At 74.2% G+C, this 18,676-nt stretch carries 17 protein-coding genes, 1 tRNA gene, 1 pseudogene and 1 riboswitch; of the genes and pseudogenes, 8 read left to right on the plus strand and 11 right to left on the minus strand.

Features of this window, described 5'->3' with window-relative positions:
* Positions 1-3: 3 nt before the first annotated feature.
* Positions 4-76: transfer RNA gene (locus tag AB0J67_RS31235), tRNA-Ala, on the minus strand.
* Between the two features lie 236 nt (positions 77-312).
* On the opposite strand from AB0J67_RS31235, the gene AB0J67_RS31240 reads away from it, so the two are divergent.
* Positions 313-777 carry a hypothetical protein gene (locus tag AB0J67_RS31240; RefSeq protein WP_363487571.1) on the plus strand — a complete coding sequence of 155 codons (465 nt, stop codon included), beginning with the start codon at positions 313-315 and terminating at the stop codon, positions 775-777.
* A 9-nt stretch (positions 778-786) separates the two neighbouring features.
* On the opposite strand, the gene AB0J67_RS31245 is transcribed toward AB0J67_RS31240, so the two are convergent.
* Complete coding sequence (locus AB0J67_RS31245; RefSeq protein ID WP_363487601.1) at positions 787-2,625, minus strand: ABC transporter ATP-binding protein; 1,839 nt, start codon at positions 2,623-2,625, stop codon at positions 787-789.
* A 299-nt stretch (positions 2,626-2,924) separates the two neighbouring features.
* On the opposite strand from AB0J67_RS31245, the gene AB0J67_RS31250 reads away from it, so the two are divergent.
* Both AB0J67_RS31250 and AB0J67_RS31255 read left to right on the plus strand, forming a co-directional pair.
* Complete coding sequence (locus AB0J67_RS31250) at positions 2,925-3,671, plus strand: class I SAM-dependent methyltransferase (protein WP_363487573.1); 747 nt, start codon at positions 2,925-2,927, stop codon at positions 3,669-3,671.
* Positions 3,672-3,931: 260 nt separating this feature from the next.
* A pseudogene (locus AB0J67_RS31255) lies at positions 3,932-5,584 on the plus strand (glycoside hydrolase domain-containing protein).
* A gap of 117 nt (positions 5,585-5,701) precedes the next feature.
* Here the strand turns inward: AB0J67_RS31255 and ribB are convergent.
* Both ribB and AB0J67_RS31265 read right to left on the minus strand, forming a co-directional pair.
* On the minus strand, positions 5,702-6,367 hold the full coding sequence (gene ribB, locus AB0J67_RS31260; RefSeq protein ID WP_363487575.1) for a 3,4-dihydroxy-2-butanone-4-phosphate synthase: 666 nt from the start codon (positions 6,365-6,367) through the stop codon (positions 5,702-5,704).
* A gap of 207 nt (positions 6,368-6,574) precedes the next feature.
* Positions 6,575-6,705: riboswitch (FMN riboswitch) on the minus strand.
* A 67-nt stretch (positions 6,706-6,772) separates the two neighbouring features.
* Complete coding sequence (locus AB0J67_RS31265) at positions 6,773-7,384, minus strand: XRE family transcriptional regulator (RefSeq protein ID WP_363487577.1); 612 nt, start codon at positions 7,382-7,384, stop codon at positions 6,773-6,775.
* Between the two features lie 79 nt (positions 7,385-7,463).
* Between AB0J67_RS31265 and AB0J67_RS31270 the strand changes: the two genes are divergently transcribed.
* Positions 7,464-8,483, plus strand: coding sequence for an NAD(P)/FAD-dependent oxidoreductase (locus AB0J67_RS31270; RefSeq protein ID WP_363487579.1), 1,020 nt, complete (start codon positions 7,464-7,466; stop codon positions 8,481-8,483).
* A 24-nt stretch (positions 8,484-8,507) separates the two neighbouring features.
* On the opposite strand, the gene AB0J67_RS31275 is transcribed toward AB0J67_RS31270, so the two are convergent.
* The 3 genes from AB0J67_RS31275 to AB0J67_RS31285 form a co-directional block, all read right to left on the minus strand.
* Complete coding sequence (locus AB0J67_RS31275; protein ID WP_363487581.1) at positions 8,508-9,152, minus strand: histidine phosphatase family protein; 645 nt, start codon at positions 9,150-9,152, stop codon at positions 8,508-8,510.
* A 350-nt stretch (positions 9,153-9,502) separates the two neighbouring features.
* Complete coding sequence (locus AB0J67_RS31280; protein ID WP_363487583.1) at positions 9,503-10,183, minus strand: GNAT family N-acetyltransferase; 681 nt, start codon at positions 10,181-10,183, stop codon at positions 9,503-9,505.
* A 240-nt stretch (positions 10,184-10,423) separates the two neighbouring features.
* Positions 10,424-12,703: a glycoside hydrolase family 95 protein gene (locus AB0J67_RS31285; protein ID WP_363487585.1), complete on the minus strand. Its 2,280-nt coding sequence runs from the start codon at positions 12,701-12,703 to the stop codon at positions 10,424-10,426.
* Between the two features lie 80 nt (positions 12,704-12,783).
* Here AB0J67_RS31285 and AB0J67_RS31290 point away from each other — a divergent pair, with 80 nt between their 5' ends.
* A complete protein-coding gene (locus tag AB0J67_RS31290; protein ID WP_363487603.1) occupies positions 12,784-13,755 on the plus strand; it encodes a sigma-70 family RNA polymerase sigma factor in 972 nt (323 codons plus the stop codon).
* On the opposite strand, the gene AB0J67_RS31295 is transcribed toward AB0J67_RS31290, so the two are convergent.
* Positions 13,648-14,085 (minus strand): STAS domain-containing protein, encoded by a 438-nt coding sequence (locus AB0J67_RS31295; RefSeq protein WP_363487587.1) that lies wholly within the window; start codon positions 14,083-14,085, stop codon positions 13,648-13,650. The genes AB0J67_RS31290 and AB0J67_RS31295 overlap by 108 nt on opposite strands.
* A gap of 237 nt (positions 14,086-14,322) precedes the next feature.
* Between AB0J67_RS31295 and AB0J67_RS31300 the strand changes: the two genes are divergently transcribed.
* Complete coding sequence (locus tag AB0J67_RS31300) at positions 14,323-14,856, plus strand: dihydrofolate reductase family protein (protein WP_363487589.1); 534 nt, start codon at positions 14,323-14,325, stop codon at positions 14,854-14,856.
* 161 nt (positions 14,857-15,017) lie between these two features.
* Here the strand turns inward: AB0J67_RS31300 and AB0J67_RS31305 are convergent, their stop codons facing one another.
* Both AB0J67_RS31305 and AB0J67_RS31310 read right to left on the minus strand, forming a co-directional pair.
* Entirely contained in the window at positions 15,018-15,866 is an 849-nt protein-coding gene (locus AB0J67_RS31305; protein WP_363487591.1) for an NAD(P)-dependent oxidoreductase, read from the minus strand.
* Complete coding sequence (locus AB0J67_RS31310) at positions 15,863-16,270, minus strand: RidA family protein (protein ID WP_363487593.1); 408 nt, start codon at positions 16,268-16,270, stop codon at positions 15,863-15,865. The genes AB0J67_RS31305 and AB0J67_RS31310 overlap by 4 nt, the downstream gene beginning before the upstream one ends.
* A gap of 117 nt (positions 16,271-16,387) precedes the next feature.
* Here AB0J67_RS31310 and AB0J67_RS31315 point away from each other — a divergent pair, with 117 nt between their 5' ends.
* Complete coding sequence (locus AB0J67_RS31315) at positions 16,388-17,284, plus strand: LysR family transcriptional regulator (RefSeq protein WP_363487595.1); 897 nt, start codon at positions 16,388-16,390, stop codon at positions 17,282-17,284.
* A 115-nt stretch (positions 17,285-17,399) separates the two neighbouring features.
* Positions 17,400-17,912, plus strand: a complete 513-nt coding sequence (locus tag AB0J67_RS31320; protein WP_363487597.1) for a hypothetical protein — start codon at positions 17,400-17,402, stop codon at positions 17,910-17,912.
* A gap of 102 nt (positions 17,913-18,014) precedes the next feature.
* On the opposite strand, the gene AB0J67_RS31325 is transcribed toward AB0J67_RS31320, so the two are convergent.
* On the minus strand, positions 18,015-18,676 hold a 662-nt coding region (locus AB0J67_RS31325; RefSeq protein WP_363487599.1), incomplete at its 5' end, for a carbonic anhydrase.

Genomic DNA, 18,676 nt, shown 5'->3' on the forward strand with positions numbered 1-18,676 from the left:
CGGTGGATCCAGCCGGACTCGAACCGGCCACCTCCGCTTTGCAAGAGCGGCGCTCTACCAGATGAGCTATGAACCCGAAGGGCTGCGGGCCCCCGCCCGGTCTCGACCTCGGTCCGCGTCCGGCTCGTTCGTTGCGCCCGCGCCGGCCGGCCCTCCCTCACCTTGGTCCCGGTCGCGGCGGTGCGCCCGGCGCGGGCTTCGACCCCGCCGGGCGCATCCGGCCGCGCCCCGGCAGGCTGGGGTTCGTCGGGCAGGTCGGCGCCATCGGCGCCACCGGGCAGCAGGGCGCCGAAGCCGGTGTACGACACGGCCTTGGTCACCGTCCCCGTCCGCACCTGCGCCGCGACGTCCTCGTCGGCCAGCGCCGCGGCGAGCGTCTGCTCGACCTCGGCGCGCGGCAGCTTCGCGGGGCTCGACCCCGGCTGGGCGTCCAGGGCGAGGCGCTCGGCCTCGTCGGCGAGCGCCGACAGCAGCTCGCGGCGGCGTACCGTCAGCGCCCGCAGCTCGTCGCCGCGCAGGGCCCGCTGCGCGATCCGCAGCGAGTCGGCCAGCTCAGCCAGCTCCGCGACGCGCGCGGGCGCGCGGTGGGCCAGCAGGTTCACCATCCACGCCGCCACGGTCGGCCGGCGCAGCTTCCGGACGGCCGTCGCCTGGGCGGCGTGCCCGGCCGCCTTCGCGGCGGCGGCCGCCGCGTCGCGGGCCGCCGTGAACTGCTCGGGCAGCGCCGTGTACAGCTCACGCACGGTCTCCTCCGGCAGCTCGCCCACCTTGTCATGATATGGGCGATCAGGCAGCGTCGAGGTAGCCCTGCGCCTGGAGCGTGAACAGCTCCGCGTAGCGGCCGCCCGCCGCCATCAGCTCGGCGTGCCGCCCCGACTCGGTCAGGCGGCCCTCGTGCAGCACGAAGATGACGTCGGCGTGGCGCACGTTGGCGAGCCGGTGGGTGATCAGGATCGTGGTCCGGTGTCCCTGCCGGTCGCGGATGGCCTGGAACAGGGCGTCCTCGGCGCGCGGGTCGAGCGCGGAGGACGGCTCGTCCATGATGAGCAGGTCGGCCTCGCGCAGGAAGCCCCGCGCCGCGCTGATGCGCTGCCACTGCCCGCCGGACAGGTCCTGCCCGTCGGCGAAGGTCCGGTCGAGCAGCGTGTCGTACCCGAACGGCAACTGCATGATCATGTCGTGGGCCACCGCCCGGCGGGCCGCCTCCTCCACGCGCTCCTGGTCGGCCGGGGTGTCCGCGTCGCCGAGCCGGATGTTCACCCCCGCGCTGAACGGCCACTTCCAGTAGTCCTGCGACACCACCGCGATCCGGGCGCGCAGCCGCGCCGCGTCCAGCTCCGGCAGCGGCACCCCGTTCCAGCTCACGCTGCCCGACGAGGGGCTGCGCAGGGCCGCGATCACCGCGGCGAGGGTGGTCTTGCCCGAGCCGTTCTCCCCCACGAACGCGACCGTCTGCCCGGCGCGGACGGTCATGCTCACCCCGTCCAGGGCGGGCCGGTCGCGGTCGGGATAGGTCAGCCGGACCTCGTCGACCCGCAGCTCGCGCAGCTCGGCGACGGCGGCGCGGCCGTCGCCCGCGGGCATGTGCGCCCGCGCCCGCTCCATGAACCCGGTGTAGTCGTCGAAGTGCCGGCCCTCCGTGTAGAGCGTGTCGACCTGGAAGGTCACCGTCGCCAGCGAGTGCCGCGCCGCCTGCAGCGCGATCACCGCGGTCGCCGCGGCCGCCAGCGGGATCGCCCCGTCCAGCAGCAGCCAGCCGAGCAGCGCGTACACGGCGCCGGCCGCGAGGCCGCCGGTCACCGCGCCGAGCGCGTTGGTGGTGGTGACCCGGCGCGCCAGGTCCAGCTGGATGCGGGTCTCGGTCTCCATCACCGTGTCGAACTGGCCCAGCAGGAACCCGCGCAGCCCGTACGCGCGCAGCTCAGCGGCGGTCAGCCGGTCGGCCATCAGCCGGTTCAGGATCCACATCCGGCGCCGGCGCACCGAGCCCGCCACGTACGTCTGGTACTCCAGGTGCCCGGCGCGCAGCGCGGCCCAGGCGTTGGGCAGGGTCGCCAGCAGCATCGCGCCGAGCAGCAGCGGGTGCACCACCACCAGCGCGACCGCGACCGACAGCACCCCGATCGCCCCGGCGGCCAGCGCCATCATCGCGTTGACCAGGCCGATCACCGAGTCCATGCCGCGCCCGGCGCGCTCCATGTCGTCGGCGAACGCGTCCTCGTCGAACGCGTCCAGCCGCACCGCCGTCGTCGCCTCGTACAGCCGCCGCTGCACCGCCCGGTCCACCCGCGGGGTCAGGCCGTTGAGGGCGTACCCGGTGGCGATGCCCATGCCCGCGCGGACCGCCGCCGCGCCCGCGAGCAGCAGCAGCGCGGGCAGCGCCGCGCCGACCCGGTCGGGCGTCGGCCCGGCCGTGAACAGGCCCACCAGCACCTGCTGGGTCGCCAGCAGGCCCGCGGTCGACATGGCCCCGGCGACCAGCGTGCAGGTCAGCACGATCGCGGTGCGGGTGCGGTCGGCCTGCCACGCGATCCGGAACGCGGTGCCCACCAGCCGCGGCAGTGCCTGCGCCACCGCGCGCAGCCCGGCCTCGGCGCGGGCGCGCACGCCCTCCTCCCACCACATCACCCGCAGCTCGGGCAGCACGGACGCGGCACGGGCGGGGTCCGTCGCGGTGATCGGGGCGGCTGTTCCGGCGGCTTCGGACGACGCGGACACGGGCGGCTCCCTCCCCGGCGCCGACCCCCGCGGGCGGCGTACCGCGAGCGTATCCGCCATCCACGTTGATCACTTTCTCATTCATCCGATCCCCACGGACGGGTCGCCGCACCGGGCCGGGCGGGCGGCCTTCCTGACGCCATGCCCACCTGAAGGCGCCCTTATTGACGCGCGAGACGACCGACGCCCGCCTAGGCTCCGCCCACATGACCTATGCACAGCTGGTCGGCGACGCGCTGCACACGCCCTTCGAGGGCTGGGACTTCGGCGTCTTCCGTGGACGGTACACACAGGGCTCGCCGTCGTGGGACTACCGCGAGCTGGTGCGCGAGCGGCTGCGCGCCGCCGGCTCGCTGCTGGACCTGGGCACCGGCGGCGGCGAGCTGCTGGCCTCGCTGGCGCCGCTGCCGCCGGTCACCGCCGCCACCGAGGCCTACCCGCCCAACGTCGGCGTGGCGCGGCGGCGGCTCGCCCCGCTCGGCGTGACCGTGCACGACACCTCCGGCGACCCCGCCCGGCTGCCGCTGCCCGACGCGAGCTTCGATCTCGTGCTGAGCAGGCACGAGGCGTATGTCCCGGCCGAGGTGCACCGCGTGCTGCGGCCCGGCGGCACGTTCGTCACGCAGCAGGTCGGCGGCCGCGACCTCGAACAGCTCAACGCCGCGCTCGGCGGCCCGCCGCACGCCTATCGGGACTGGGACCTCGACACCGCCGTGCGCGGCGTCGAGCAGGCCGGGTTGATCGTCCTCGACGCGCACGAGGAGCTGGTCCCGGCCGCCCTGCACGACATCGGCGCGGTGGTGCTGCTGCTGCGGATCACCCCGTGGCAGATCCCGGGCTTCGACGTCGACGGCTACGGACCGCGCCTGCGCGACCTGCACACCCGCCTGTCGGCGGGCACCCCGCTGCCCGTCACCTGCCACCGCTTCCTGGTGACCGCCCGGCGCGGCTGACGTCGCTCCGGACGCCTGCGGGGCAGCCGCGCGCACCGATGTCGACGGGCCTCGCGGGGCTGTAACAAGATCGCTGTTCGGTGTCGGAAAGCGTGGTGCGCCCGCACCTTCCGACATCGAACAGCGATCTTCATCGCGCACGGCTCCAGCGACGGCGGTCGCTACCCACTTCCGTCGATGTGTGGTAAAAACCTTCCAACTTTCTCCCACCGGAGCAAGAAAACCTTCAGGGAGTCCGGATGAGCAGGATCCTTGCGCGGATGGCGGGACTCACCGCCGCGGCGACCCTCGCGATCGCCGCCGCGCCCGCCGCCGCGGCCACCACCGCCGACGCCACCCGCACCGTCACCTACCAGGGCTACCGGGTCTCCGTGCCCGCCGACTGGGCCGTCGTCAGCCTCGACGCCGACCCCTCCGCCTGCGTCCGCTTCGACACGCCCACCGTCTACACCGGGCGCATCGGCGACCAGTCCGCCTGCCCGGCCGGCCTGCGCGGCCGCACCGCCGGGCTGATCATCGAACCGTTCAGCGCGGCCAACGCCGAGCGTGCCGCCGCGGCCACCCCCGCCGCCGGCGCGAGGGCCGCCGTCCCGGCCGGCGCCGACACGGTCGCCGTCGCGGTACGCGGCGCGGGCGTGCTGGTCACCGCAGTGCACACGCCGCAGACCGAGGCCGCCGTCCGCCGGGTGCTCGGCTCGGCCGCGCTCACCCGCGACGCGGTGCCCGCCGCGCCGCACCCGCTCGCGGCGGCCGCCGTCACCCCGCTGGCCGCGACCGGGCCGCAGCCCGGCACCTACACCGGCAAGGGCTTCGACACCTGCACGGCACCGGCCCAGTCGGCGATGAACGCCTGGCGCAACAGCTCGCCGTACCGCGCGGTCGGCATCTACATCAGCGGCGCGAGCCGTTCCTGCGCCCAGCCGAACCTGACCGCGAGCTGGGTGACCAACCAGACCGCCAACGGCTGGCGGCTCATCCCGATCGAGCTGGGCTACCAGGCGCCGTGCGGCACGCGTACGCCGTAGATGTCCGCTAACACGACCACCGCCCGCTCGCAGGGCGTCACCGCCGCCAACAGCGCGGTCAGCGCCGCGCAGGCGCTGGGCATCGGCGCGGGCAGCACCATCTACAACGACATCGAGCACTACCCGACCACGGCGTCGTGCCGCGCGGCGGTGCTGTCGTTCCTGTCCGGCTGGACCGAGCAGCTGCACGCCCGCGGCTACCTGTCCGGGATGTACTCCAGCGGCTCGTCCGGCATCCGGGACGTCTGCGCCGAGCACGACAACCCCGCGTACACCAGGATCGACCAGCTGTGGATCGCCTGGTGGAACGGCGTGGCCGACACCGACGCGGGCAGCTACTGCGCCGACGCGTACTGGGCGAACCACCAGCGGCTGCACCAGTACGCCGGGGACGTGAACGAGACCTGGGGCGGGGTCACCATGCACATCGACCGCAACTACCTCGACGTCTCCACCGTGCAGACCCCGCCGTCGGAGGAGTGGACGGTCACGGTCGACAACGCCACCTCGGGCCGGTTCACGGCGAGCGCCAACTGGGGCAGCTCGACCTTCTCCGCGCAGCGCTTCGGCGCGGACTACCGCTTCGCCAACCCGGTGTCGTCCAGCGACGTCGCCTGGTTCAAGGCGAACATCCCGGCGACCGACACCTACGAGGTCTCGGTCTGGTATCCGGCCGACCCCGGCTACAACAACATGACGCCGTTCATCGTGGCCGCCGCCGGCGGCAACCAGTCGGTGCAGGTCAACCAGCGCGTCAACGGCGGGCAGTGGGTGTCGCTGGGCGTGTTCACGCTGGCCGCCGGGGACGGCGACAAGGTCGGCGTGAGCCGGTGGACCAGCGGCACCGGCTACGTCATCGCCGACGCGGTCCGCATCACCCGCCTCTGACAGTCCGGTCGCGACGCCGCCGCCACGATCGCGCCGACGCGACCGCACGGTCGCGAGCAGGGCCCCGTGCACGCTGCCGGAACAGCGTGCGCGGGGCCTTGCTCATGGTCGACGGAGCTAGCCGCAGGCGGCCAGCGGGTCGTCGGCGCCGAGGGCGCGGCGGTGGTCGATCAGGTCCTGCACCGAGATCATGGGCAGGTCGTACCGCTCGCTCAGGGCTACCAGGTCGTCCAGCCGGGCCATGCTCCAGTCCGGCTTGACCACCTCGCAGATGGCGGTCGCCCCGGACAGGCCCGTCAGCAGCGACAGGTCCACCCCGGCCTCGGTGTGGCCGTCGCGGGCCAGCACGCCGCCGCGCGCCGCGCGGATCGGGAAGACGTGCCCGGGCCGGGCCAGGTCCGCGGGGCGGGTGGTCGGCGCGGCCAGCGACCGGATGGTCAGCGACCGGTCGTGCACCGAGATGCCGGTCGTACAGCCCTCGATCAGGTCGACCGAGACGGTGAAGGCCGTGTCGTGCAGGCCCGTGTTCGGCTCGACCATCTGGTCGAGCTCCAGCCGTGCGGTGAGCTCGGGCGACAGCGCGACGCAGACGACGCCGCAGGTGTGGTCGAGCAGGAACCGCATGGCCCGCTTGTCCACGTGCTCCGCGGCGATCATGAGGTCGCCCTCGTTCTCGCGGGACTCGCTGTCGAAGACGACCACGAATCCGCCCCGGCGGAACGTGTCGAGCGCGCGCTCGACCGCCTGGGACGTGTCCGTGGCGCTGATGGTTGCCTGTGCCATGTTCGCTCCTTGGCGTCAGGGCAGGAGGGCTTCCTGCCGCGGGCCGAAGAGGCATGACGTGCGCAGCCGGCGCGCACGGCGCACCGGCTGATCCGTCAACGCGACCGCGCGGGGGGCGACACCGGATCGCCTCCGCGCGGGCGCGCCTGCAGATCCGGGTAGCAGGCACCGGCACGCGTGCCGAGGGCACGCGCGACCGGGCGCCTGCCGCGTACTACCTCTCATCCGGACTGTGACCGTCGGCTCCGGAGTTCCACCGGATCGGCCCTGACTCAGCGAGGCAGGGTTCGCGGGCTGTGACCGCCGGTTCGGAGTTCCACCGACCCCGGAGTACGCAAGGTGCCAACTTTCGTGCGCCTGACATTGCCGCAACCTGATCGCCGGTTCAACGACGAGTGCAACAGATCACAGCGTGTCGTCCCGGCGGTCGCCGGGTGTGCTCGGACGGGCCCGCAGGTGCGCGCGCTCACCCTGCCGGCCGAACAGGCTGAGGAACTCGACCGGCTCGCCGTCGGCCCCGCCGAACCAGTGCGGCACCCGGGTGTCGAACTCGGCCGCCTCGCCCGGCGCCAGCACCAGGTCGTGCTCGCCGAGGACGACCCGCAGGCGGCCGTTGAGCACGTAGAGCCACTCGTAACCCTCGTGGGTCTTGGGCTCCGGCTCCCGGCGGCCCTTCCCGGCGGGAATGACTATCTTGTATGCCTGGATGCCGCCCGCCCGCCGCGTCAGCGGCAGCATGGTCATCCCGTGATGGGAGAAGGGGCGCAGGTGCACGCGCGGGTCGCCGGTCGGCGGGGCGTCCACGAGCTCGTCGAGCGTGACCCCGTGCGCGCGGGCCAGCGGCAGCAGCAGCTCCAGGGTCGGCCGCCGGCTGCCCGACTCCAGGCGGGACAGCGTGCTCACCGAGATCCCGGTGGTCGCCGACAGCTCCGCCAGGGTGGTCTCGCGCTGCTGGCGCAGGGCGCGCAGCCGGGCGCCGACCCCGCCGAGCGTCTGATCGAGTTCGTCGTCGGCCATGCCGCCAGTTTGCCATAACGGCAACGAAGCTTGCCACCTTGCGCACCTGGTCGGCATGGTTGCCGTGGAGGTGGTCACGGTGACCGAGCAGCTGACAGACGGATACGACGTGGTGGTGGTCGGGGGCGGCGCCGCCGGGTTGAGCGGGGCCCTGATGCTGGCGCGGGCACGCCGGTCGGTGGTGGTGATCGACGCCGGCGCGCCGCGCAACGCACCGGCCGACGGCGTGCACGGGCTGCTCGCCCGCGACGGCATGCCGCCCGCCGAGCTGCTGGAACGCGGCCGGGCCGAGGTCCGGCAGTACGGCGGCCGGGTGGTGACCGGCACCGTCGACACGGTCACCCGCGCCGGCGACGGATTCGCCGTCACCCTGGGCGACGGGCGGCCGGTCCGCGCCCGGCGGCTGCTGGTCGCCACCGGGCTGGTCGACGAGCTGCCCGACCTGCCCGGACTGCGCGAGCGCTGGGGCCGCGACGTGGTGCACTGCCCCTACTGCCACGGCTGGGAGGTGCGCGACCGGGCGATCGGCGTGCTGGCCACCGGCCCGATGTCGGTGCACCAGGCGCTGCTGTTCCGGCAGTGGAGCGACGACGTGACGTACCTGGCGCACACCCAGCCGCCGCCCACCGACGAGCAGGCCGAGCAGCTCGCCGCCCGCGGCGTGCGCGTGGTGCGCGGCGAGGTCGCGTCCGTGGCGATCACCGGGGACCGGGTGGCCGGGGTACGGCTCGCCGACGGCACCCTGGTCGCGCGCGAGGTGCTGGCCGTGGCGACCCGGATGACGGCACGGGCGGGCTTCCTGGCCGGGCTCGGACTGCTGCCCGTGGCGCACCCGTCGGGCATGGGCGAGCACCTCCCCGCCGATCCGACCGGCCGCACCGAGGTGCCCGGGGTATGGGTCGCGGGCAACGCCACCGATCTGTCCGCCCAGGTCGGCACCGCCGCGGCGGCGGGCGCCACGGCGGCCGCGATGATCAACGCCGACCTGGTCGCCGAGGAGACCCGCCTGGCGGTGGCCGCGCACCGGGAGCCGTTCTCGGCCACGTCCGAGGCCGCGGTGTGCGAGCTGGTCACCGGTGACCGCCGCCACGGCCTCTGAGCGGCCGGCACGCGGCCGGCGCGGTCAGGGCGTCAGATGTCCGACGTCGTTGTGCACCGCCAGCAGCCAGGTGGCGTAGCCATGCCGGTCGGTCTCGTGCCGCCACCGCGTCACCGCCGTGTGGTCGGCGACGACACCGACCGGCCGCCCCGCCGGCGGCCCCGGACACACCATCGCGAGCTGCGCCGTCTCGACCGTCTCGCGATGGCCGACGACGAGGATCCGCCGGTTCGGATGGCGCTCGATGATCGAACGCAGCGTCACGGCCGACCGGGCGAGATAGCCGTTCCAGGTCTCAGCTCCGGCGGCGGGCACCCGGTCCGGGTGGTGGCGGGCCGAGCCCGCCAGCCCAGCGCGGGCCTCGGCCCAGGGCAGGCCGTCGGCGGTGCCGTGGTCCGGGTTGCGCAGGCCCGCCTCGGTGATCGGGGGCAGCCCGAGCCGCGCCGCGATCGGCGCGGCGGTCTCCGCCGCCCGGCGGCGCGGACTCATGTAGAGCACGTCGTACGGGCGCTCGCCGTGCTCGCGAGCCAGGCGCTCCGCGACCCGGTCCGCCTGCCGTCGGCCGAGCTCGGTCAGCCCGGTGCAGCCGAGGTCGCCGCCGGCCACGCCGGTGACGTTGCAGACGGCCTCACCGTGCCGGACGAGGACGAGTTCACCGTGGACGGTCATGCGCGCTTCCTCCGCTGCCGGGTGCCGGGACGGACTCGATCACAGCGGACCCGCGCCCGCGGGAGGGGCATCGGCTCCGGCTTCCGGACAAATCCGGACAGCGGACCACCACCGACGGCAGGTAAGCGGATGCGTCGCTGGCAGGTCAGCGGGTGCGCCGATCTCCCGCTGGTTGGAGTGCCGACCGCAGGTCAGCGTGGTATGCCGACGGTAGGCCGGAGAGGTGCGCCGACAGCAGGTCCGCGTGGTGGACGGCAGGTCGGCGAGGTGCGCCGACAGCAGGTCCCCGTGGTGGACGGCAGGTCGGCGAGGTGCGCCGACAGTAGGTCAGCGAGGACGTCTGCGGGAAGTCAGCGGGGTGTGCCGACGCCGATGATGCGCCAGCCGAGGTCGGGGAAGCCGGCGCTGCGGGCGGTGCGGTCGGAGGCGATGTTCGCCGGGTCGTGCAGGTAGATCGGCACCGTGCCGGACGCCACGATCCAGCGTGCCGCCTGGGCGACCAGCGCCGTGGCCAGGCCCTTGCCGCGGTGCGCCTCCTCGGTGCCGACCGAGATCTCCAGGCCCGCGCTGTTGTGCCGCTTGATGCCCACGCCTGCGGCGTACCGCCCGTCCTCGTCGAACGCGATCAGCACGTCGCCGCCGAACGGATGCAGCCACGGGGGCACGCGCGGATCCAGGGCGGGCACCCACTCCCCCGCGTCCGGCAGGTCGGCCGGCTCCATGGTCCAGCGGAACACCCCGGAGAACACCGGTGCGCCGGGGCGGCCCAGCAGGTTGGGCAGCTTCGCGGGCACCTCGTCCCAGCCGTGCACCTCGGCGCGTACCGCGTCGGCGAGCGCCGGTGGCACCGACAGCACCCCGCCGCGGGGCGTCGCCACCCCGACCACGTCGCGCACCGTGCCGTCCCAGCCGGGGCGGGTGCGCTCCGGGCTGCCGACGACGGTCAGGCCCTCCCCGTCGGGCCAGGCGCCCAGGTATGCGACCAGGAAGTCGGCGAGGCGTCGGTCGGTGCAGATCTCACGGCTGTCCATCGCTCCGAAGGATACGTCGCCGGACCTCCAGTCATCCGACGCCGCCACGCCGCCGACCGTACACAAGGACCGGCGCTGCAGGATCGCCGCCGCCCGTCGCGCGAAGATCGCGGATTCGGGTCAGAACCTGCACTCCGGCCTCAGCTTTTGACCTGAAACAGCGATCATGGCCCGGCCCGGCCCTACCCCGGCGGCGGGTCGGCGGCGGGTCGGCGGCGGGTCGGCGGGTCAGCGGCGGGATCAGGCCTGGTCGGCGGTGAAGCGGTAGCGGTGGCCGGGTTCGGTGGGGAACGAGACCTGGTCGAAGTCGCGGCGGCCGGACACCAGCGCGCCCGTGGTGAGGTCGGTGACATCCGGGGACTGCACGAGCGTGCTGCGTACGGTGATCATGTCGCCGCGTCCGGCGGTGAGCACCAGCTCGGTGGCCCGACCGTCGCGCCAGGTGAGGTCGACGAGGACGTCGCCGCGGGCACGCAAGCCGGTCACCGCGCCGTCCGGCCACGCCGCGGGCAGTGCGGGCAGCACGTCGAGGAAGCCGAACCGGTGGCTCTGCAGCAGCATCTCCGCGATGCCCGCGACGGCGCCGAAGTTGCCGTCGATCTGGAACGGCGGATGGTCGCAGAAAAGGTTCGGCAGCGTGCTGTGCCGCAGCTGCTCGGTCAGCAGCCGGTGGGCGCGGTCGCCGTCGCCCAGCCGGGCCCAGAAGCTGATCTTCCAAGCCTTGCTCCATCCCGTGCCGCCGTCACCACGCGCCGCCAGCGACACCCGCGCCGCGTCGACCAGCCCGACGTCGGCGCCGTACTCCCCGATCCGGCCGATGCGCCGCCCCGGGTGCAGGGCGAACAGGTGCGACACGTGCCGGTGCGCGTCGGCCGGATCGTCCAGGTCGGCCTTCCACTCCTGCAACTGCCCCCAGGATCCGATCCGCAGTCCCGGGTCGAGCCGGGCCAGCGTGTCCGCCAGCCGCTCGCGCAGCTGCGCGTCGACGTCCAGCTCCCGCGCCGCCTCCAGCGTGTTCGTCAGCAGGTCGCCGATGATCTGCTGCGACATCGCCGCGCCGGCCACGTGCTCGCCGTGCTCGGGCGAGAAGCTCGGCGAGGCGACCAGCGTGCCGTCGGACGGGTCGGTGTGCAGGTTGGCCAGCCAGAACTCGGCCGCCTCCCGCATGACCGGATACGCCCGGTCGCGCAGGAAGGCGCGGTCCAGACCGAACAGGTAGTGCTCGTAGAGATGCTGGGCCAGCCACGCCGCGCCCTCGGGGAACCAGAACGCCGTCGGCCAGTCGTGCACGCCGGTGAAGCCGAACGGCGTGGTCTCGTTGTGCACCACCCACCCGGCGCTGCCGAACATGGTGCGCGCGGTGACCCGGCCCGGCGGGCGCAGCGCGTCGATGAAGTCGAACAGCGGCAGTGCCGTCTCGGCGAGGTTGGTGGTCTCGGCGAGCCAGTAGTTCATCTGCAGGTTGATGTTGACGTGGTAGTCGCCGCACCACGGCGGCGTGTTCGAGCTGTTCCAGACGCCCTGCAGGTTGGCCGGCAGCGAGCCGGGCCGCGACGAGGCGATCAGCAGGTAGCGGCCGTACCCGAACAGCAGCTCGGCCGGCCCCGGGCCGCCCCGGTCGAGCAGCACGTCGGTGGGCACGTCGCGCGGCACGCCGCCCAGGTCGAGGCGGCACCGGTCGAACAGCCGCCGGTGGTCGGCGATGTGCTCGGCCCGCAGGTCCGCGAAGTCCCGCACCGCGGCGGTGTCGACCGCGGCGGTGACCCGCGGTCCGGGGTCGTCGCCACGGTAGTGCGGGTACGTGTCGGCGTAGTCGGTGCCGGCGGCCAGCACGAACCGCACGCTGTCGGCGCCGGTGACGGTGATCCGGTCGCCGTCGCCGGTGACGGTGCCGCCGTCGGCGAGCAGCCGCAGCTGCGCCTCGTAGCGCAGGCCGTTGTCGGACAGCGCGCCGCGGACCGTGACGCGTCCGCCCTCGACGGTCACCGCCGCGCCCGCCTGCGCGGGCGCCACCCGCAGCGTCACCGAGACCCGGCCCGGCCGGTCCGCCGACAGCCGCCCGGCGATCACCCCGGCGGGATGGCTGGCGAAGTACTCCCTGGTGTACGTCGTGTCGCCGACCTCGTAGCGGACCCGCGCCAGCGCGTCGGCCAGGTCCAGTTCACGGCGGTAGCCGGTGGCCGTCCCGCCGTGGTGCGGTGCCAGGTGGACGTCGCCGAAGTTCTGGTACGCGCCGAAGCCGCGCCGCGGCTCGCCCAGCAGCGCCACCGCCTCGTCGTTGTCGAGCCGGCCGGCGGCGTCGACGCGGGCCCGTGCCCGCGCCAGCGCGTCCGGGCGCGGGGCGGCCCAGTCGCCGTGCCGGTAGTCCGCGGTGCCCGGCCCGCCGGTCCACAGCGTCTTCTCGTTGAACTGCAGCCGCTCGGCCGCGACGCCGCCGAACACCATCGCGCCCATGGCCCCGTTGCCGATCGGCAGCGCTTCGCGTTCCCAGTCCGTCGCCGGGGTGCCGTACCAGATCACGCGCACACGTTAGTGGCAGGCGCGGCTCGCCGCGGGGGCCGGTGTCGGGGGGCCGGTGTAGGTTGCGGAACGTGGAGGAGATGCTCGAAGCCCACCGGCGCGAACTGACCGCGTACTGCTACCGCATGCTCGGCTCGGCGTTCGAGGCCGAGGACGCCGTGCAGGAGACGCTGATCCGCGCCTGGAAGGGCTACGACAGCTTCGAGGGCCGTGCCGCGGTGCGCTCCTGGCTCTACCGCATCGCCACCAACGTCTGCCTGGACATGCTGGGCAGCGCGCAGCGGCGCGCCCGGCCCATGGATCTCGCCTCCGCCGGCACGCCCGCGCAGGTCACCTCAGCCCCGGTGCCGCTGGCCGAGTCGGTGTGGGTCGGCCCCGCGCCCGACGACCGGCTGCTGCCCGAGCACGCGGACCCGGCCGAGCTGACCGTCGCCCGGGAGAGCGTGCGCCTGGCGTTCGTCGCCGCGCTGCAGCACCTGCCGCCCAAGCAGCGCGCGGTGCTGGTGCTGCGCGAGGTGCTGGCCTGGAGCGCGGCGGAGACCGGCGAGCTGCTCGGCCTGTCCGTGGCCTCGGTCAACAGCGCCCTGCAGCGAGCCCGCGCCACCCTCACCGCGCTCGGCCCGGCCGCCGCCGACACCCTCGCCCCGACCGACGCCGAGCAGCTCGCCCTGCTCACCCGATATGTCGCCGCGTTCGAGAGCTACGATATGGACGCCCTGGCCAAGCTGCTGCACGAGGACGCGACGCTGTCCATGCCGCCGCTGGACCTGTGGTTCCGCGGCATCACCGACATCCGCGAGTGGATGCTCGGCATCGGCGGCGGCTGCCGCGGCTCGCGCCTGGTGCCGGTCGCCGGAGCCAACGGCCTGCCCGCCTTCGGGCAGTACCGGCCGACCGGCGACCCGGACCGCCACGAGCCGTGGGCGCTGATCGTGCTGGAGATCTCAGCCGGGCGGATCGCCGGGGTCAACAACTTCCTCGACACCGAGCGGCTGTTCCCCCTGTTCGGGCTGCCACCCGTGCTGCAGCGCGAGCAGACACCCGTCGGCTGAACCGTCCGGGTGCGACGGCAGCACCGCACGCAGGCCGGTCAGGTCCAGGATCAGCCGCAGCCGCGGGCCGACCCGCCACAGCCGCAGCGTGCCGCCGGCCCGGACGGTGTGCAGGCGCAGCCGGGCGAGCACGTCGAGCGCGACCAGGTCGGGGCGGTCCAGCGCGCTGACGTCGCACAGCACCACCAGCACGGCACCGTCCGGCACCGCGCGTGCGGCCCGGTCCACCCGCGCGCACAGCGCGGCGAGATCATCCTTGGCCACCACCGGGCCCAGGACCATCACCGCGTACGACTCCCGCCCGCGCTCGCCCACCGCAGCCTCCCTCACGGGCGCCCACCCGCGGTGCCCCTCACAGTGAAGACGGCGCGGGCGCCCCGGACTAATCGGCCCACCCGCGAGCTGCTCGACGGCGGCGAATCGTGCCTGCTCAGTCACCTCCCCGCCGAACCGTCGAGATTTTTCGCGAGGGACCGATGAGTTCCGGGCGGGACGCTCGTCTGACCGGGTGAGACCGACGCCGGGCCACCGGGGCACGGCGCGGGACACCTGACCGGAGGGGTCATCATGCGCAAGATCGTCGCGGGTATCTTCGTCTCCCTGGACGGCGTCGCCGAGGCGCCCCAGGACTGGCACTTCCCGTACTTCAACGACGAGATGGGCGAGGCCGTCGGCGCGCTCATGTCGGACGCCGAGACCACGCTGCTCGGCCGTACCACCTACGAGGGCTTCGCGGCGTACTGGCCGGACAGCGACGACGAGATGGCCGCCATGATGAACGCCCAGCCCAAGGTCGTCGTCTCCACCACGCTGGAGAACCCGACCTGGCAGAACACCACCGTCGTGCGCGACCTCGACGGGGTGCGCGCGCTCAAGGAGCGCGACGGCGGCACCATCGGCGTCACCGGCAGCCTGGTCCTGGTGCGCTCGCTGCTGCGGGCCGGCCTGCTGGACGAGCTGCACCTGATGATCCACCCGATCTGGGTCGGTCACGGCGAGCGCCTGTTCGACGAGGGCGAGACGGTCCCGCTGACCCTGCTCAAGTCCGAGACCTTCAAGACCGGCGTCCTGAACCTCACCTACACCCGCGCCGCCTCCTGACCGCGCGACGGCCGTGGCCCTTCCGGCCGGCATTGGCATTGACGCTGGCCTATCTGGATGAACTCGATCTCGAATTCGTCATCCAGATAGGCCAGCGTCGATTTCAGAAGAGCCCGACGCGGCAGGCGGTGTCGCGAGGGGACGCGGGGTCGGTGGCGCGGTCAGGGGGTGATGCGGGCGAGGGCGGCTATGTCGCGGTCGGCGTCGCCGTGGGCGACCCCGTCGGCGGCCGTGTCGCGAGCCGCCGCAGCCACCGGCAGCGGACGCCGTGCCCCGGCAAGGGCCAGATCGAGGTCCTTGGCAAGGGCACCGAGGGTGAACGGGGCGCCGTCGTAGTCGTCCGCGACGAGCCGGTCGCGGCTGCGCCCCGCGATGCGCTCGAACGCCCCCAGCGCGAGCGTGTCGAGCACCTGCTCACGTGGCAGGCCGAAGTCCTCGCCGAGGCGCACCGCGTCGCGCATGCCCGCCGCGACGACACCGAGGGCGAGGTTCGCGACGAGTTTCAGGGCGGTCGCCGTACCCACGTCTCCGGTGTGGCGCGGGCTGCCCCAGACCGCGAGCAGCGGACCGGCGGCGGCCACGTCCTCGGCCGGGCCACCGGCCAGGATGGTCAGCGAGCCGGACCGCACCGCGGGCACCGACCCCAGCACCGGCGCCTCGACATAGCGCAGGCCCGCGGCGCGTGCCCGGTCGGCGAAGGCCGCCGACTCCTCCGGGCCGATCGTGCTCAGGTTGACGATCAGCGTGCCGGCCGCGGCGCCGGCCAGCACACCGTCGGGACCGGACAGCACCTGCTCGCACGCGGCGCCGTCGAACAGCATCAGCACCACCACCGCGGCCGCCTCGGCCGCGGCGGCGGCCGTCGGGGCGACGGTCGCGCCCTGCTCGGCGAGCGCCGCCGCGGCCCGCGGGCCGCGATTCCACACGGTCACCGGGTATCCGGCGGTGAGCAGCGCCTGCGCCATGGCCGTGCCCATCCGGCCCAGCCCGCACACGGCCACGCGGTTCACGCCCGGTCCTCCGGGACGACCGCCCACGCCTCGATCTCCATCAGGAACTCGGGCGCGAACAGCGCCGACACCTGCACCGCGGTGCTGGCCGGCAGCTGGTCGGCGGCGATGGCCTCGTCCCGCGCGGCCCGTACGGCGGGCAGGTGCGCGATGTCGACCACGTAGTAGGTCAGCTTGATCACGTCCGCGAACGTCGCTCCGGCGGCGGCCAGGCAGCGGCGCAGGTTCTCGAACACCTGCCGGGCCTGCGCCGCCGGGTCGTCCGGCCCCACCAGCCGCCCCTGCTCGTCCAGCGCGACCTGCCCGGCGATCGCCACGAACCGCCCGGTGCCCCAGACGGTGTGGCTGTAGCCGGCGGCCGCGGCGATGCCTTCGGGTGCTCTGACGCGTACGACGTGCGACATCGTGTCTCCTGTCTCGGGTATCCGAGATCATCCTGCGCGGTGCCCAGCCATCGCACCAGCGCATGATGACGATGCCGGTCATGCGTGTTACTCATGTCCGCAGCTAGCATGGCCGCCGTGGATCTCACCGCGCTGCGCTCGTTCCGTGAGGTGTGCCGGCAGGGCTCGATCAGCGCCGCGGCACTGGCCCTCGGCTACACCCAGTCCGCCGTGTCGCGGCAGATCGCCGTGCTGGAGGCGCAGTTGCGGAGCCCGCTGCTGCGCCGGCACGCGCGCGGCGTACGCCCCACGCCCGCCGGAGACGTCCTGCTCGGGCACGCCGCGGTGATCCTTTCCCGGGTGGAGCGGGCCGCCGAGGAGGTGGCCGCGGCGGGTGGGCGGCAGGCCGCGCGGCTGCGCGTCGGGGCGGTGCCGACGGTGACCGCCGACCTGATGCCGCGCGCGCTGACCGCGTACACCGCCGCCCATCCGGGGGCCCGGGTCACCTTCGCCGCCGGCGTCACGCCGCAGCTGCTGCCGCGCCTGATCGACGGGGAGCTCGACCTGGTCGTGGTCACCGACTACCCGCCCGGCCTGCCGCCGCACGACGGCGTACGCCTCGTCCACCTGCTCGACGACCCGCTGTTCGCGGCGCTGCCGAGCGGGCACCGGCTGGCCGGGCGCGACGTGATCGAGCTGTCCGAACTGGCCGATGAGACGTGGGTCGAGGACTACGCGGGCGCGGCCGCGATGCTGGTGAGCGCGTGCGGCCGGGCCGGGTTCACCCCGCGGGTCGACATCGAGTGCGGCGGCTGGCTGGGCAAGCAGGCCTTCGTCGCGGCCGGGTTCGGCGTCACGCTCGTGCCGGGGCTGCTGGTGCCCGCGCTGCGGCCGGACATCGCCGTACGCGAGCTGCGCGACCCGCCCATGCGCAACGTGTACGCGGCGCTGCGTACCGCCGACGCCGCGGGCACCCCGGCAGCCGCGTTCGCGCAGGCCCTGACGACCGCCGCGCACGGGTCCCACACCCGCTGAAGATCCCGGTACGGTCTACCCGCGACGCACACCGCGCCGCGCGACGGGAAGGCAGGCGCGGCGCCGGACGGCCACGCCGCCGTCGCGCCGCGGCCGTCCGGAAGGGAGCGGTGTCGTGGGCGTATGGGAGGTCAAGCCCGACGACGAGCGGCCGCGGTGGGAGTTCACGCCGTTCGACGGAGTCGGGCCGCTGCGGTTCGGGATGGACCGGCACGAGGTCGCCGCGGCGCTCGCCGAGCCCGCTCGCGCGAGCTGGGACTACCCCGCCGGCCACCGCTATGCCGAGGTGGAGTTCCGCGAGCTGGGCGTGACGGCATACTTCGACCGCTCGCGCCTGGCCTGCGTCGCGCTCGACGCCCGCCGCGGCCCGCAGGCCGAGCTGGACGGCATGCCGCTGGTGGGACAGCCCCCGTCGCGCGTGGAGCGGTGGCTCATCGAGTACACGACGATCCACGGCTTCGACCTGCGCTACCAGCCCGAGGGCGACCCCGGCGCGCCTGACCTCGGCCTGTGCATGCGCGCCCAGCGAGCCGGCGACGTCATGCTCACCCGGCCCCTGCTCATGACCGCCGAGTGGATCCGCGATCCCTGGACCCACGTCCCCGCCGCCGAGTGGCGCGTCGGCTGACGCCCCAAGATCGCGACGATCTTGCGCGAACTGTTAGGGATTTGCCCGGAACGGGCGTGTCGTACCCACAGTTCACGCAAGATCGCCGCGGCGGGGTGGGGGTCAGTGGGGGACCGGGGAGTCGACGGGGGTGAAGGTGTGGTGGGTGGGGTCGAGGAGGTGGATCTGGCTGGCGGCTATGTCGAAGTACATGCCGACCAGTTCGAGGCGGCCCTCGTGGACGCGGTCGGCTACGGGCGGGTAGGTCATCAGGTGGTCCAGTTGCTGGATGACGTTCTGCTGGCAGAGGCGGGTGAGGTGGTCGCCGGCCGCCGAGGTGCGGGGGTCGGTGCGGCGGAGGCTGGGCTGGGCGTGGCGGAGCCAGCGGCGTAGCTGGGGCATGGGCGTGGGGTGGGCGTCGGAGCTCAGGAGGGCGGCCAGGGCGCCGCAGCCGGAGTGGCCGCAGACGGTGATGGTGCGGACCTGCAGCACCTGGAGGGCGAAGTCGATGGCGGCGAAGACGCTGCCGTCGTGCTCGTCGCCGTGGCGGGGGACGAGGTTGCCGACGTTGCGGACGGTGAACAGGTCGCCGGGGCCGGTGGCGGTGATCAGGCTGGGCACGATGCGGGAGTCGGCGCAGGTGATGAAGAGCTGTGTGGGCTGCTGGCCGGTGCGGGCCAGTTCGGCGAGCAGGGGGCCGACGCGGCGGGCGCCGTGGCGGTGGAACAGCCGGGCGCCGCGGGCCAGCCGCTCGCGGGCGCCGGAGGGCACGGCGCGGTGCATGC

Source organism: Catellatospora sp. NPDC049609, from assembly GCF_040675365.1.
Lineage (GTDB): Bacteria > Actinomycetota > Actinomycetes > Mycobacteriales > Micromonosporaceae > Catellatospora.